Annotated in this window: 12 protein-coding genes and 2 pseudogenes; 12 read left to right on the top strand and 2 right to left on the bottom strand. The window is 60.7% G+C overall.

The features are described from left to right. Positions 1 to 2 precede the first annotated feature (2 nt). From nuoL to ASD63_RS20175, 12 genes and pseudogenes are all read left to right on the top strand, one after another. A complete protein-coding gene (gene nuoL, locus ASD63_RS20230) occupies positions 3 to 1,997 on the top strand; it encodes an NADH-quinone oxidoreductase subunit L (protein WP_034803566.1) in 1,995 nt (664 codons plus the stop codon). Further along, positions 1,997 to 3,508, top strand: coding sequence for an NADH-quinone oxidoreductase subunit M (locus ASD63_RS20225; protein ID WP_034803564.1), 1,512 nt, complete (start codon positions 1,997 to 1,999; stop codon positions 3,506 to 3,508). The genes nuoL and ASD63_RS20225 overlap by 1 nt, the downstream gene beginning before the upstream one ends. A gap of 19 nt (positions 3,509 to 3,527) precedes the next feature. Then, the gene (gene nuoN / locus ASD63_RS20220) at positions 3,528 to 4,970 is read left to right on the top strand and encodes an NADH-quinone oxidoreductase subunit NuoN (RefSeq protein ID WP_034803562.1); all 1,443 of its coding nucleotides are present in this window, start codon (positions 3,528 to 3,530) and stop codon (positions 4,968 to 4,970) included. Continuing rightward, a complete protein-coding gene (locus ASD63_RS20215) occupies positions 4,970 to 5,734 on the top strand; it encodes a biotin--[acetyl-CoA-carboxylase] ligase (RefSeq protein ID WP_034804231.1) in 765 nt (254 codons plus the stop codon). Before nuoN ends, ASD63_RS20215 begins: the two co-directional genes overlap by 1 nt. Positions 5,735 to 5,759: 25 nt before the next feature. Beyond that, positions 5,760 to 7,427, top strand: a complete 1,668-nt coding sequence (locus ASD63_RS20210; protein WP_034803561.1) for a ribonuclease J — start codon at positions 5,760 to 5,762, stop codon at positions 7,425 to 7,427. A 57-nt stretch (positions 7,428 to 7,484) separates the two neighbouring features. Beyond that, positions 7,485 to 7,889: a methylmalonyl-CoA epimerase gene (gene mce, locus ASD63_RS20205; protein WP_034803559.1), complete on the top strand. Its 405-nt coding sequence runs from the start codon at positions 7,485 to 7,487 to the stop codon at positions 7,887 to 7,889. Between the two features lie 130 nt (positions 7,890 to 8,019). Continuing rightward, a complete protein-coding gene (locus ASD63_RS20200; RefSeq protein WP_034803557.1) occupies positions 8,020 to 8,289 on the top strand; it encodes a DUF1467 family protein in 270 nt (89 codons plus the stop codon). Positions 8,290 to 9,037: 748 nt separating this feature from the next. Beyond that, complete coding sequence (proS, locus tag ASD63_RS20195) at positions 9,038 to 10,366, top strand: proline--tRNA ligase (protein WP_034803555.1); 1,329 nt, start codon at positions 9,038 to 9,040, stop codon at positions 10,364 to 10,366. 115 nt (positions 10,367 to 10,481) lie between these two features. Next, positions 10,482 to 11,685: pseudogene (locus ASD63_RS20190) on the top strand (ABC transporter permease). Between the two features lie 16 nt (positions 11,686 to 11,701). Then, on the top strand, positions 11,702 to 12,388 hold the full coding sequence (locus tag ASD63_RS20185) for an ABC transporter ATP-binding protein (RefSeq protein ID WP_034786709.1): 687 nt from the start codon (positions 11,702 to 11,704) through the stop codon (positions 12,386 to 12,388). 314 nt (positions 12,389 to 12,702) lie between these two features. After that, positions 12,703 to 13,262 (top strand): annotated as a pseudogene (locus ASD63_RS20180) (ABC transporter permease); the annotation flags it as partial. 386 nt (positions 13,263 to 13,648) lie between these two features. After that, positions 13,649 to 14,365, top strand: a 717-nt coding sequence (locus tag ASD63_RS20175) for an FtsX-like permease family protein (protein ID WP_156624169.1), incomplete at its 5' end; no start/stop codon positions are given. A 168-nt stretch (positions 14,366 to 14,533) separates the two neighbouring features. On the opposite strand, the gene ASD63_RS20170 is transcribed toward ASD63_RS20175, so the two are convergent. After that, positions 14,534 to 15,001, bottom strand: coding sequence for a DUF5680 domain-containing protein (locus tag ASD63_RS20170; RefSeq protein WP_034795326.1), 468 nt, complete (start codon positions 14,999 to 15,001; stop codon positions 14,534 to 14,536). A gap of 83 nt (positions 15,002 to 15,084) precedes the next feature. Next, complete coding sequence (locus ASD63_RS20165) at positions 15,085 to 15,654, bottom strand: hypothetical protein (protein WP_034795336.1); 570 nt, start codon at positions 15,652 to 15,654, stop codon at positions 15,085 to 15,087. Positions 15,655 to 16,058: the final 404 nt, after the last annotated feature.

Raw genomic sequence — 16,058 nt, 5'->3', positions numbered from 1 at the left:
CTATGGATACCATCATCAAGGCTATCGTCTTCCTGCCTTTGATCGGCTTTCTGATCGCCGGCCTCTTCGGTAGTTCGATCGGCGCCAAGGCATCGGAATATGTCACCAGCGGTCTGATGATCATTGCCGCTGCGCTCTCCTGGTACGTCTTCTTCGACGTCGCCATGGGCCACCAGGAAATGATCAAGGTGTCGGTGCTGCGCTGGATCCAGTCCGGCACCTTCGATGTCGAATGGGCGTTCCGCGTCGATACGCTGACCTCGGTCATGTTCGTGGTCGTCAACACGGTGTCGACCCTCGTGCATGTCTATTCGATCGGCTACATGCACCACGATCCGCATCGTCCGCGCTTCTTTGCCTATCTGTCGCTCTTCACCTTCGCGATGTTGATGCTCATCACGTCGGACAACCTGGTGCAGATGTTCTTCGGCTGGGAAGGCGTGGGTCTTGCGTCCTACCTGCTCATCGGCTTCTGGTACAAGAAGCCGTCGGCCAACGCTGCTGCGATGAAGGCCTTCATCGTCAACCGCGTCGGTGACTTCGGGTTCGCGCTCGGTATCTTCCTGGTCTTCGTGCTGTTCGGCTCGGTCAACCTGGAAACGATCTTCGCTGCCGCCAAGACCTATCTGCCGGCAGAAGGTGCGGGAGCAGGGGAGGCCGTCGTCACCCTGTTCGGCATGCACCTCGACAAGGCTGACGCCATCACCGCCGCATCCCTGCTGCTCTTCATGGGCGCGATGGGCAAGTCGGCGCAGTTCCTGCTGCACACCTGGCTTCCGGACGCCATGGAAGGCCCGACCCCGGTTTCGGCTCTTATCCATGCCGCAACCATGGTTACCGCCGGCGTCTTCCTCGTCGCCCGCATGTCGCCGGTGTTCGAGCTGTCGCCGGATGCGCTGACCGTCGTCACCATCATCGGCGCGATCACCGCCTTCTTCGCGGCGACCGTCGGCCTCGTCCAGAACGACATCAAGCGCGTCATCGCCTATTCGACCTGCTCGCAGCTCGGCTACATGTTCGTGGCCCTCGGCGTCGGTGCCTATGGCGCGGCGATCTTCCACCTGTTCACGCACGCCTTCTTCAAGGCTCTGCTGTTCTTGGGTGCCGGTTCGGTCATCCACGCCGTCGATGGCGAGCAGGACATGCGTTACATGGGCGGTCTCAGGAAGCACATTCCGGTTACCTACTGGATGATGTTCATCGGCACGATCGCACTGACCGGCGTCGGCATCCCTGGCACGATCATCGGTACCGCAGGCTTCTTCTCGAAGGACGCGATCATCGAGTCCGCCTATGCCGCCCACAGCTCGGTTTCCGGTTTCGCCTATGCGCTGCTCGTTGTCGCGGCACTCTTCACCAGCTTCTATTCGTGGCGCCTGACCTTCATGACCTTCCATGGCAAGCCGCGCGCTTCCTCGGATGTCATGCATCACGTGCATGAATCGCCGCAGGTCATGCTGGTGCCGCTCTATATCCTTGGCGTCGGTGCGCTGGTCGCCGGCTTCATCTTCCACGATCACTTCTTCGGCGAAGGCTATGCCGAATTCTGGAAGGGTGCGCTGTTCACCTCGGCGGAAAACGAAATCCTGCATGAGTACCACCACGTGCCGAAGTGGGTTAAGTGGAGCCCGTTTGTCGCCATGGCGCTTGGCCTCTTCACGGCCTGGTACATGTATATCCGCCGGCCGGAACTGCCGAAGTATCTGGCAGAGCAGCACCGTGGCCTCTACCAGTTCCTGCTCAATAAGTGGTACTTCGACGAGCTCTATGACTTCCTGTTCGTACGCTCGGCCAAGTGGCTCGGCACCTTCCTGTGGAAGGAAGGCGACGGTCGCGTGATCGACGGCTACGGCCCGAACGGCATTGCCGCACGTGTGCTCAACGTCACTGACCGCGTTGTCCGCCTGCAGACTGGTTACCTCTATCACTACGCGTTTGCGATGCTGATCGGCATTGCCGCGCTTGTTACTTGGATGATGTTCAGGAGTTCCTTCTGATGACCGATTGGCCCGTACTTTCCGCGGTCACCTTCATGCCGCTCGTCGGCGTCCTGCTTCTCTTGCTCACAAGGGAAGACAGCGCCTACGGCCGCCGGAATATCCTGAACGTTTCGCTGCTGACGACGATCTTCACCTTCGCCGTGTCGGTCTACATCTGGTACCAGTTCGATTCCTCGAACCCGGGCTTCCAGATGATCGAGAAGCACGAGTGGCTCGGCACCGGCATTTCCTACCATCTCGGTGTCGATGGTATCTCGATGCTGTTCGTGGTGCTCTCGGCCTTCCTCATGCCGTTCTGCGTACTGGCGAGCTGGCTGTCGATCGAGAAGCGGCTGAAGGCCTACATGATCGCGTTCCTGGTCCTGGAAACGTTCATGATCGGCGTCTTCGTGTCGCTCGATATCGTGCTCTTCTACGTGTTCTTCGAAGCCGGTCTCATCCCGATGTTCCTCATCATCGGTGTCTGGGGCGGCAAGGACCGCGTTTACGCCAGCTACAAGTTCTTCCTCTATACGCTGCTCGGCTCAGTGCTGATGCTGCTCGCGATCATGGCGATGTACTGGCAGGCCGGTACGACCGACATCACGCAGCTACTGGCCTATAACTTCCCGCGCCAGATGCAGACTTGGCTGTGGCTCGCCTTCTTCGCCTCCTTTGCGGTGAAGATGCCGATGTGGCCGGTCCACACCTGGCTTCCCGACGCACACGTTCAGGCGCCGACGGCGGGCTCGGTCATTCTGGCCGGCGTCTTGCTAAAGCTCGGCGGTTACGGCTTCCTGCGCTTCTCGCTGCCGATGTTCCCGCTGGCCTCAGATTACTTCGCGCCGTTCGTCTTCACGCTTTCGGTCGTCGCCATCATCTACACCTCGCTGGTGGCGCTGATGCAGACCGATATCAAGAAGTTGATCGCCTATTCGTCCGTTGCGCACATGGGCTACGTGACGATGGGTATCTTTGCCGCCAACGTTCAGGGCGTGCAGGGTGCGATCTTCCAGATGCTGTCGCACGGCATTGTCTCCGGCGCGCTCTTCCTTTGCGTCGGCGTTGTCTACGACCGCCTGCACACCCGCGAAATCGCCGCCTATGGCGGCCTCGTAAACAACATGCCGAAGTACGCCGTCGCCTTCATGGTGTTCACCATGGCGAACGTCGGCCTGCCGGGCACGTCCAGCTTCGTCGGCGAAGTCCTGACCCTCGTCGGTGCCTTCCGTGCCAACACCTGGGTTGCGCTCTTTGCGACCTCGGGCGTGATCCTCTCGGCAGCGTACGCCCTCTGGCTTTATCGCCGGGTCGTCTTCGGTGCCCTGGAGAAGGAAAGCCTGAAGTCGTTGCTCGATCTTTCCGGTCGCGAAAAGGCCATCCTTTATCCGCTGGTGATCCTGACGATCTTCTTCGGCGTCTACCCGGCACCGATCTTCGATGCGACCGCGGCCTCCGTGGATCTGCTCGTCAACAACTACTCCGCAGCCCTGCAGGCAGCGCAAAACGTTGCGCTTTCGGTGCAATGACCACAGGACGTGATTGGACATGACTGCTGAAACCCTCCTTGCAAGCCTGCAACTCTCGATCCCCGAGCTGATCCTCGCGGTCGGCGCGATGGCGTTGCTGATGATTGGCGTGTTTTCCGGCGAGAAGTCGGCGTCGACGGTCACCGGTCTTGCGGTTGCCCTCCTGATCATCGCTGGCCTCTGGCTCGTGCTTAAGACCGGTGAAGGCGAAGCCTATGGCGGCGCCTTCCTGTCGGACCCCTTCGCCAAGTTCATGAAGGTTCTGGCCCTGATCGGCTCCATCACCGCCCTGGTGATGACGGTCGGCCATGCGCGCTCCGCCCAGATTGACCGTTTCGAGTTCCCGGTGCTTCTGGTGCTGGCAACGCTCGGCATGCTCTTGATGATCTCGGCCAACGACCTGATCTCGCTCTACCTGTCGCTGGAACTGCAGTCGCTGGCCCTTTATGTCGTCGCTGCCATCAACCGAGACAGCATCCGCTCGACGGAAGCCGGCCTGAAGTACTTCGTCCTCGGTGCGCTTTCTTCGGGCATGCTGCTTTACGGCATGTCGCTGATCTACGGCTTCACCGGCCACACCGGCTTTACCCAGATCGCGGCTGCGCTGACGGCTGAAGGCCGCTCGCTCGGCCTGATCTTCGGGCTGGTTTTCGTACTCGCCGGCCTAGCCTTCAAGATCTCGGCCGTGCCGTTCCACATGTGGACGCCTGACGTTTATGAAGGCGCGCCGACGCCGGTCACCGCCTTCTTCGCGGCGGCACCGAAGGTCGCCGCCATGGCGATCCTCGTTCGCATCGTCATCAACGCCTTCGAGCCTGTCGTTGCAGACTGGCAGCAGATCATCGTCTTCATCTCGATCGCATCGATGCTGCTCGGTGCCTTCGCGGCGATCGGCCAGAAGAACATCAAGCGCCTGATGGCCTATTCCTCGATCGGCCACATGGGCTACGCGCTGGTCGGCCTTGCTGCCGGCTCCATGGCTGGTGTTCGCGGCGTGCTGCTCTACATGCTCATCTACATGGTCATGACGCTTGGCACCTTCGCCTGCATCCTGGCGATGCGCCGCAAGGAAGGCGAAAACGTCGAGAACGTCGACGATCTCGCCGGTCTCTCGCAGACCAACCCCTTCATGGCGACGGTGCTGACCGTCCTGATGTTCTCGCTCGCCGGCATCCCGCCGATGGCAGGCTTCTTCGGGAAGTACTTCGTCTTCATGGCGGCCATTGAAGCCCAGCTCTATGCGCTCGCCATCATCGGCGTTCTCGCATCCGTCGTCGGCGCCTACTACTACCTGCGCGTCATCAAGGTGATGTGGTTCGACGATGCCAAGGGCGAGTTCGCCCGCACCGCCGGCGAACTGCGGCTGGTGTTCGGTCTCTCGGGCCTGTTCGTTCTCGGATACGTGCTCATCGGCGGCCCGCTCGGAAACGCCGCTGAAGTCGCGGCGCGGACCTTCTTTTGATCGCCTTTGAAAGTGGCGGCCGGATCTCGCTCGACGATTTCCGGCACGTCGCTCTCGATGCGGTCGGGTCGACCAACAGTGAATGCCTGGCGCGTGCGCGCCAGGGTGACCCGGGCAATCTCTGGGTCACGGCCATCAGGCAGACCGGCGGGCGCGGACGTCGCGGCCGGGCATGGTTCTCCGAACCGGGCAATCTCTACGCTTCGCTTCTCCTCATCGAGCCGGCACCGGTCGAGTACCTGCACTCTTTGCCGCTCGCTGTCGCCGTCGCCGTTCACAGGGCGATCCGACAGGTGATGCCGCCGGGTTCGGCGCCGGTGGAGATCAAGTGGCCGAACGACATCCTGATCGACGGCAAGAAGACCTGCGGTATCCTGCTTGAAGGCGAAAGCCTCCCGGACGGGCGCCGGGCGCTGGTCATCGGTTGCGGCATCAACATCGCGGTCCAGCCGGATGAAGGGCTCTATCCCGTGACGTCGCTGGCCAACGAAGGTGCGTCGGTTTCGCCCGACGAACTGTTTGCTCGCCTGTTCCTGACGATGGCGGAGACCCTGCAGGTTTGGGATCGGGGCGCCGGTATCGCTACGACGATCGAACAATGGCGGGCGGCAGCCCGCGGCATCGGTGAAACGATAACCGTGAACCTGCCGGACCGGTCGCTTTCAGGGCGCTTTGCCGGTATTGATGAGGCCGGACGGCTGGTGCTCGACACCGGCAACGGCATGACGCAGGCGATTGCCGCCGGCGACGTATTTTTCGGATAAATTTGGAACAGGGGCGCAACACGACATGGCGCAAGAAGAAGAATTGGTGTTCTTGCCGCTCGGCGGCGTCGGCGAAATCGGCATGAATCTTGGCCTGTACGGCTACGGACGGCCGGGCAGCCGCCAGTGGATCATGGTCGATTGCGGTGTGACTTTCCCGGGGCCAGAGCTCCCGGGGGTCGACCTCGTGCTCCCCGATATCGGCTTTCTCGCCGAAGAGCGCCGCAATCTCAAGGCGATCATCATCACCCATGCGCACGAGGACCACTATGGCGGTCTGAACGACCTGTGGCCCGGTCTCAATGTGCCGGTCTATGCCTCGCCGTTCACGGCAGGCATGCTCGAAGCCAAGCGGGACTTCGAGAAGAGCCGGGGCGAGATCCCCATCACGATCTTCAAGCAGGGCGACCGTATCAATGTCGGCCCCTTCGAGATTGAGGCCGTCGGCGTCAACCACTCGATCCCCGAGCCAATGTCGCTGATCATTCGCACGCCGGTCGGCACCGTGGTTCATACCGGCGACTGGAAGATCGACCTTCACCCGTCGCTCGGACCGTTGACCGACGAGACACGCTTCCGCCAGATCGGCGATGAAGGTGTGCTTGCGCTCGTCTGCGATTCCACCAATGCGATGCGCGACGGCGTTTCGCCGTCGGAGCAGGAGGTTTCCGAAAGCCTGACGAAGATCATCGCCAACGCTGAGGGTCGGGTGGCGATCACGACGTTCTCCTCGAATGTCGGGCGCATCCGCTCGATCGCCGAAGCGGCGGAAGAGGCCGGCAGGGATGTGCTTCTGCTCGGCAGTTCGATGAAGCGGGTCGTCGCCGTCGCTACGGATCTTGGGCTGATGGAAGGCATCAAACCTTTCCTCGCCGAAGACGAGTTCGGCTACGTGCCGCGCGACAAGGTCGTGGTCATCCTGACTGGCAGCCAGGGCGAGCCGCGGGCAGCCCTTGCCAAGATCGCCCGTGACGAGATGCGAAATGTCGCCTTCTCGGCTGGCGACACGGTCGTGTTTTCCTCACGCACGATCCCGGGCAACGAAAAGGCGATCAACGACATCAAGAACGGCCTGGTGGAACAGGGCATCCACATCATCACCGACAGCGAGGCGCTGGTGCACGTATCCGGCCACCCGCGTCGCACCGAGCTGCAGCAGATGTACCAGTGGCTACGGCCGCAGATCCTCGTACCTGTTCATGGCGAGGCGGCGCATCTGACGGCGCATGGCGAACTGGGCCGGCAGTCCGGCATCGCCAGCGTTCCGCGTCTCAGGAACGGCGAAATGCTGCGTCTTGCGCCAGGTCCCGCCGAAGTGATCGACGAAGCGCCCCATGGCCGCATCTACAAGGACGGCAGCCTCATCGGCGATTTCGAGGAGATGGGCATCGGCGAACGCCGCAAGCTCTCCTTCGCCGGCCATGTCGCCGTCAACGTGGTTCTCGACAGCCGCTACGATTTCATGGGCGACCCGGATATCGTCGCGATCGGCTTGCCGGAGTTCGACGACGAGGGCGAGGACATGGAGGACACGCTCTATGACGCCATTCTTGGCGCCGTCGAGAGCATTCCGCGGGCAAAGCGCAAGGATCTGGCAATGCTGCAGGAGGCGGTCCGCCGCGCCGTGCGCAGCACCGCCAACCAGATCTGGGGCAAGAAGCCGATCGTCACGGTGTTTGTCACCAAAGTCTGATTGGCCGGTCGCCCGTGACCATGTAAGCGGAACCGGACGTCAAAGCGGGAGATCGCAATGCTTGGAAGAGTGAACCACATCGCCATCGCAGTGCCGGATCTTCACTCCGCCGCCGAAAGCTATCGCTCGACGCTCGGCGCCTCCGTCACCGAGCCACAGGCTTTGCCCGAACACGGCGTCACCGTCGTGTTCGTCACGCTTGCAAACACCAAGGTCGAGCTGCTGGAGCCGCTCGGCGAGGGCTCACCGATTGCCGCTTTCCTGGCGAAGAACCCTTCGGGCGGGATGCATCACATCTGCTACGAGGTAGAGAACATCCTGTCGGCGCGCGACGCGTTGCGCGCCGCCGGAGCGCGAGTGTTGGGCGATGGTGAGCCGAAGATCGGCGCCCATGGCAAGCCGGTGCTCTTCCTGCATCCCAAGGATTTTCAGGGTACGCTGATCGAACTCGAAGAGGTGTGACAGTAGATCGCGCGATGCCGGTTTGTGCGATCGGGCGGTCAGCGCTATAAGGCGGACGGAATGTCGCGGAAGTCGCGGCGAAACGCGGGTTGCTCGCTGTCTTGCCGATCGCCTTCACCGGGAGCTTGAAATGCCGCTTTTTTCGACCTTTGCCATCTACTTCATCATCTGGTGGATCACGCTCTTTGCCGTGCTGCCCCTCGGCGTGCGCACTCAGGCTGAAGAAAACAGCGTCGTTCCGGGGAGTGTCGAGAGCGCCCCGGCGAAGTTCAACGCCAAGCGTGTTGTGCTTTTGACGACGGTGATTGCGGCCGTCATTCAACTTGCCTGGTATATCCTGTCCGTCAGGCTCGGCTACGGCATAGATTCCATTCCGCGTTTCTACCCAAAATTTGATTGATAAGTTCATCGCGGCCGCCGCGTGAGCCGGTCGCTCTCAATGCGACATGTTCTGTGCAATTTGATGGGCACATCTGTGCCTTGACGGAGCCTGCGCGCATGCCCGCGGGCAAAACCCGGGCAATTGCAGGATTGACCGCCGTGAAATTGACATAGTTCAATTTTGCAAGGTGCTTCGCGCGTCTGTCTCTTGCTGAAAAGCAAAAAAAAACAAGGCTAAAAGCCTTGTTTTTCAAGTTTCGCGTGATCTTTAATCCGTTTCCGGCGGCAGCGACGAAGCGCGCCTAAGATCTTATCCTCCCAAGACTTGACCGCGAAAGTCGGCAAGAATTTAGTCTTCATGCCTGTTTTGTGAGCCGAAACTAGCCCAAACATTGGGCTCTGTCATCCTGTTTTTTTGCATTTTTGCTACAGTTGGGTAAAATATTCCCGTTGACAATTACTGTCGTAATCTTGTTACTAGCGTGCTCTTTTGACGCAGGAGCGGCGTCGAGTTCCCCCTGAAAATCCGTGGATGCTTTCTCTGCCCGTGACAACGGAGAGCAGGGTTTTCTTCCGCCGGCGAAGCAGCTATGAACGCAAGGCTCCTAAAGGTTCCTGCCGGCTTTGCCGGTGATGGAAAATGGAGAGCCCGACCCGAAAAGCAGCGGTCGCCTTTACCAATCAAAAGGTGAAGCCGGCATCTCGCTCAACGTCATTTCGCCCGAATCCGCCGATAGTGCGACGTTCATCAAGTTCTGGAACCCGTCATGCGCCTGTCCCGCTTTTTTATGCCCATCCTGAAGGAAAATCCCAAGGAAGCGGAAATCGTTTCCCACCGCCTCATGCTGCGCACGGGCATGGTCCGGCAGCAGTCTTCGGGCATCTATACCTGGCTGCCATTGGGCAAGCGGGTTCTCGACAAGGTCAACGCGGTCATCCGCGAGGAGCAGAACCGCTCCGGCGCGATCGAGCTTCTGATGCCGACCCTCCAGTCTGCCGAGCTGTGGCAGGAAAGCGGTCGCTACGACGCCTACGGCAAGGAAATGCTGCGTATCAAGGACCGGCAGGACCGGCCGATGCTCTACGGCCCGACGAACGAGGAAATGATCACGGACGTCTTCCGTTCCTACGTGAAGTCCTACCGCGACCTGCCGCTCAATCTCTACCACATCCAGCTGAAGTTCCGTGACGAGATCCGTCCGCGCTTCGGCACCATGCGCTCGCGCGAATTCCTGATGAAGGACGCCTATTCCTTCGATCTCGATCGGGAAGGGGCCGAACACGCCTATAACCGGATGTTTGCCGCTTACTTGCGCACCTTCGCGCGCATGGGCCTTCGCGCCATTCCGATGCGCGCCGATACCGGCCCGATCGGCGGCAATCTCAGCCACGAATTCATCATTCTTGCCGATACCGGCGAGTCCGAAGTCTTCTGCCATAAGGATTTCCTCGGCTTCGATATTCCGGGCGAAGACACGAATTTCGATGACGTTGCCGGCCTGAAGACGATCTTCGACAAGTGGACCTCGCGTTATGCGGCGACGTCGGAAATGCACGACGAGGCAGCCTTCAACGCGGTTGCCGAGGGCGACCGACTGTCGGCCCGCGGCATCGAAGTCGGCCACATCTTCTATTTCGGCACCAAGTACTCCGAAGCCATGGGCGCCAAGGTTCTCGGCCCCGACGGCAAGGAGCATGCAGTGCACATGGGCTCCTATGGCATCGGCCCGACCCGTCTGGTGCCGGCGATCATCGAAGCCTCGCATGACGACAACGGCATCATCTGGCCGAAGTCGATCGCGCCGTTCGATGGCGTCATCATAAACATGAAAGCGGGCGATGCCGCTTGTGACGGCGCCTGCGAGACGCTCTATTCTGAACTCGGCAAGGCTGGATTCGAGGCGCTGCTCGACGACAGGGACGACCGCGCTGGTGCGAAGTTCGCGACGGCTGATCTGATCGGCGTTCCGGTCCAGATCATCGTCGGACCGCGTTCGATCGCCAATGGCGAAGTCGAGGTCAAGGACCGCAAGACCGGCGAGCGCGAGACGATGACCGTCGAAGCGGCGATCAACAAGCTGATCGCAACGAAGTGACGAGGCGAGGGAAGGCAGGATGACCGCCGTGACTGAAAATCAGGTGCAGGCCGCAGAGCGGCCTGAAAAGTCCTCCAGCCGACCCTTTTCCGCCTTCGAGNCGAGGGAAGGCAGGATGACCGCCGTGACTGAAAATCAGGTGCAGGCCGCAGAGCGGCCTGAAAAGTCCTCCAGCCGACCCTTTTCCGCCTTCGAGCGTATGGTGGCGTGGCGCTACCTGCGCTCCAGACGCAAGGAAGCCTTCATCTCTGTCATCGCCGGCTTCTCCTTCATCGGCATCATGCTCGGCGTGGCGACGCTGATCATCGTCATGGCGGTGATGAACGGCTTCCGCACCGAGCTCATCTCCCGCATCCTCGGCATCAACGGCCACATGATCGTCCAGCCGATCGACGGTCCGCTCAACAATTATCCGGAACTGGCGACCAAATTTTCGGGCGTCAAGGGCGTCACCATGGCGATCCCGATGGTCGAAGGCCAGGTCCTGGCGCAAGGGGTCGGTGACAGCTCGACCGGTGCGCTGGTGCGCGGTATCCGCGCCGACGACTTGAGCAAGATGAAGTCGGTTTCTGACCACATCCAGTCCGGCGATCTCGTCGGCTTTGCCTCCGGCTCTGGCGTGGCTATCGGTTCGCGCATGGCCGAGCAGCTTGGCATAACGGTCGGCGGAACGATTAACAATCATCTTCATGCCGCTTGAAGAGGCACAGCTGTTCTTCAACGCCGAGGGACTGGTTCAGTCGATCGAGATCTTCGTCGAACATCCAGATGTCGTTGAGGAGTTGCGCCAGCCGATCGAGGACGCGGCCGGACGGCAGATCTTCATCACCGACTGGCGCGACCGCAACAAGACCTTCTTCTCCGCGCTCCAGGTGGAGCGCAACGTGATGTTCATGATCCTGACGCTAATCGTGCTGGTCGCGGCGCTCAACATCATCTCCGGCCTGATCATGTTGGTGAAGGACAAGGGCAGCGACATCGCGATCTTAAGGACCATGGGCGCGACCTCCGGCTCGGTGATGCGCATCTTCTTCATGACGGGGGCTGCAATCGGCGTCGCCGGAACGGTCGCGGGCGTGGCGCTCGGCGTCGTCGTCTGCCTCAACATCGAATCCATCCGACAGTTCTTCTCCTGGATCTCCGGAACGACGCTGTTTAGCCCAGAGCTTTATTTCCTCAGCCAGCTTCCGGCCGACATGAACGCAGACGAGACTGCACTCGTCATCGTCATGGCGCTGACCCTTTCCTTCCTCGCCACGATCTTTCCGGCCTGGCGCGCCTCGCGCCTCGATCCGGTGCAGGCCCTGCGTTACGAATGACAAGGACATCACCTCAATGAATGCGCGCGTGGCACTGCAGCTTTCCGGCGTCGAACGACACTATGGGGAAGGCGAGACGTTCCTTTCCATCCTCAAGGGTGCGGACTTCACGCTGAGAAGCGGCGAGACTGTGGCGCTGGTCGCGCCGTCAGGGACCGGAAAATCGACGCTGCTGCATGTGGCGGGTCTGCTGGAACGCCCCGATAGCGGCGAGGTGCTGGTCAACGGGGTGTCCTGCGGCGGGCTCAATGACGATCGGCGCACGGCGATCCGTCGCAACGAGATCGGTTTCGTCTACCAGTTCCACCACCTGTTGCCTGAGTTCTCGGCGCTCGAAAACATCATGATGCCGCAGTTGATCGCCGGTCTGCCCAAGGCGGAAGCCGCGGAGCGGGCTGGGGCGTTGCTCGACTATATGCGCATCGGCCACCGCGCCGATCACCGCCCGGCGGAACTTTCCGGCGGCGAGCAGCAGCGCGTTGCGATTGCGCGTGCCGTTGCCAACGCGCCGCTCGTTCTCCTTGCCGACGAACCGACAGGCAATCTCGATCCGGAGACCGCCGGTTATGTCTTCGAGGCGCTGGAAGCGCTGGCACGGCAGTCGGGCCTCGCGGCATTGATCGCGACGCACAATCACGAGCTCGCCGGACTGATGGATCGGCGGGTGACGATCGAAGACGGCAAGGTCGTCGAGATGAAGTGAGTGTGCCGGAGGGCGGACGCGACGACCACTCGGACGCCGCCACGTCAGCCTGCCTTTCGCTGGCGCACGTACAAGTCTCTCGACGTAAATCTAGACCGCCGTCGATGATCGTCGAAGCGGTGATCGACAAGCTGGTCGCAACGAAGTGACGAGGCGAGGGAAGGCAGGATGACCGCCGTGACTGAAAATCAGGTGCAGGCCGCAGAGCGGCCTGAAAAGTCCTCCAGCCGACCNGTGCGGATCGAGCCGGTGAAGCCGCTTTCGTTGGATCGACAAGCTGGTCGCAACGAAGTGACGAGGCGAGGGAAGGCAGGATGACCGCCGTGACTGAAAATCAGGTGCAGGCCGCAGAGCGGCCTGAAAAGTCCTCCAGCCGACCCTTTTCCGCCTTCGAGCGTTTGGTGGCGTGGCGCTACCTGCGCTCCAGGCGCAAGGAAGCCTTCATCTCTGTCATCGCCGGCTTCTCCTTCATCGGCATCATGCTCGGCGTGGCGACGCTGATCATCGTCATGGCCGTCATGAACGGCTTCCGCACCGAACTCATCTCCCGCATCCTCGGCATCAACGGCCACATGATCGTCCAGCCGATCGACGGTCCGCTCAACAATTATGCCGAGCTTGCGACTAAATTCTCGGGCGTCAAAGGCGTCACCATGGCGATCCCGATGGTCGAAGGCCAGGTTCTGGCGCAAGGGGTCGGTGACAGTTCGACCGGCGCGCTGGTGCGCGGCATCCGCGCCGACGACTTGAGCAAGATGAAGTCGGTTTCTGACCACATCCAGTCCGGCGATCTCGTCGGCTTTGCCTCCGGCTCTGGCGTGGCTATCGGTTCGCGCATGGCCGAGCAGCTTGGCATAACGGTCGGCGGAACGATNTCTGTGCGTCTTCGATCTGAACATGGTGCGCGGTATCCGCGCCGACGACTTGAGCAAGATGAAGTCGGTTTCTGACCACATCCAGTCCGGCGATCTCGTCGGCTTTGCCTCCGGCTCTGGCGTGGCTATCGGTTCGCGCATGGCCGARCAGCTTGGCATAACGGTCGGCGGAACGATTACGCTGACCTCGCCCAACGGCGACGTGACRCCGCTCGGCATGAACCCSCGTGTGAAGGCCTATACCGTCTCGGCGATCTACGAGATCGGCATGTCGGAATATGATTCAACAATCATCTTCATGCCGCTTGAAGAGGCACAGCTGTTCTTCAACGCCGAGGGACTGGTTCAGTCGATCGAGATCTTCGTCGAACATCCAGATGTCGTNCTCGGCATGAACCCCCGTGTGAAGGCCTATACCGTCTCGGCGATCTACGAGATCGGCATGTCGGAATATGATTCAACAATCATCTTCATGCCGCTTGAAGAGGCACAGCTGTTCTTCAACGCCGAGGGACTGGTTCAGTCGATCGAGATCTTCGTCGAACATCCAGATGTCGTCGAAGAGTTGCGCCAGCCGATCGAGGATGCGGCCGGACGGCAGATCTTCATCACCGACTGGCGCGACCGCAACAAGACTTTCTTCTCGACGCTCGAGGTCCAGAGCAACGTGATGTTCATGATCCTGTCGCTGATCGTGCTGGTCGCGGCACTCAACATCATCTCCGGCCTGATCATGCTGGTGAAGGACAAGGGCAGCGACATCGCGATCCTGCGGACCATGGGCGCGACCTCCGGCTCGGTGATGCGCATCTTCTTCATGACGGGGGCTGCAATCGGCGTTGCCGGAACGGTCGCGGGCGTGGCGCTCGGCGTCGTCGTCTGCCTCAACATCGAATCCATCCGACAGTTCTTCTCCTGGATCTCGGGAACGACGATATTCAGCCCTGAGCTCTATTTCCTCAACCAGCTCCCGGCCGATATGAACGCAGACGAGACCGCACTCGTCGTCGTCATGGCGCTGACCCTTTCCTTCCTCGCCACGATCTTTCCGGCCTGGCGCGCCTCGCGCCTCGATCCGGTGCAGGCCCTGCGTTACGATTGACCCCACGCTGTGACTTGCAACGTCGTTTCTTGAATGAATGCGTGCGTCTGACACAGCGATTACCAGCTTCGCCGGCCATCCGCGGCGTTTGGCGTCCAAAGCGCGCCGCGATCCTTCAGATTCGCGAACCGCTGCGCGCTCTTGCGTCACTTGCTGCGGGCCTTGCCCTCAACGCCTGATCAGACCGCCGCGATAGTCGAGCTCGTAGGCTTCCTCGCCGTCGACGAAGATGACCTCATGCCCGGAAAAATGTGAGGTGTCGCCGCGGCTGTTGTCGATGTAGTAGCCATGGGCGTGCCGGAACTCCGTGCCGCCGAGGAAATGCCGCTTGTCGCGGTACATCGCCTGAAGCGCCGCCCTGATGACGACGCCTGCCTTTTCGCCGTTTATGAGGTCAGGTCGGATGATCCGGCCGAAGTAGTTCATCGCCCAGTGCGGCTCGTCATTCTGCCACACGGTCTCCTGGCCTGCGAAATCGGTCCCGCCGAAATAGCTGTCGAGGTAGCGCCAGCTATCCCGCTCGTAGCCGATGTCGTGGGAACCCGGGCGTGACGACGGTCGCTGCCCGCCGCCGCCGACATAGGTTTTTGATTTGGCTTCAACGATGAATTCTCTGAGTGCTTCGAGCGCGGCCATGATTGTTCCTCATACGTTCGCGCCGGAGGATGTCGTGATCCGCTGAAGTTGTAAAGAACAAATAGAGAACAATCACCCGGTTATTACAGGCCGCACGCCTTCTGCCCGCGATCGTCGCTCCAGTCCTTGAGAAGGATGAGCTCGCCTTTCGCGGTGATTGGCGTGTCGTTCGATTTGCCCTTGCCCGTCAGCACGTTGAGGTCGCATTGCGCGGTGTTGTCCGGATCGAGCGTATCGTAGGACGAGTAGGTGTAGCCCGCCACCACGAAGTCGAAGTTGCGATAGGCGACCGTCAGCTTCTGTTCCCAGCGGTCGCGCCCGATGGCATCGTTCTGACTGGTGATGAGCAACGAGCCGCTCGGCAGCGCCTCGATCGACGGCGCTTGGCCGACGAGTTCGAACTGACCCCAGACCTTGTTCGGAATGGCCGACTTTAATGCCAGCGCGCCGTTGTCGCCGGTGAGATAGAGATAGATGCCGTTGTCCTCGTCGCTGCCTTGGGCGGGTCGTACGATGAGCGCGAGATCCTGGCTCCCGTCCTTGTTCCAGTCGCCGGTCGCCGCCGAGACGATGCGGGCGGGGTCTATCGTCTCTGCTGCGGAGACGGTGGTCGGAAGCAGGATCAGCAAGGGGAGAATCAGGCGTGCAAGCATGTCGGAGCGCTCCGCGTGGTCGTTCCTCTTGATATGCGGGCACCGCGCTTTCCTCAAGCGGCTTCGTCGTCAGTTAACCTGCATTCGGGCGCGATGTTAACCATCGTGAACAGAATGCCTGTGCACTGCTTGACGCGTGAACAAAAATGGAACAAAGTAAAAACATAACGGAAAAGGAGCCATGTTATGACTGATTTTGTTCGTGACCTCGCCGCCTTCGCGTCGATGAGCCTGTTCATCGCAAGCATCTCTTTCATTGCGCTCGGCCTCTGAAGGCGGGCGTCAACATCTTCTCTCAAGCACCTCCGCAAAGCGTCTCATCCCCGTTGAATAAGGGGGACGACATGCCAGGGGAATCTGGACATGACGGGCGATAAACGGGATATCCTTCCGACTGGACAGGA

It is taken from the genome of Ensifer sp. Root558, from assembly GCF_001427045.1.
GTDB classification, from domain to species: domain Bacteria; phylum Pseudomonadota; class Alphaproteobacteria; order Rhizobiales; family Rhizobiaceae; genus Ensifer; species Ensifer adhaerens.
Note: the sequence above shows the minus strand (reverse complement) of the source record. Positions and strands in the feature narration are given on the sequence as shown.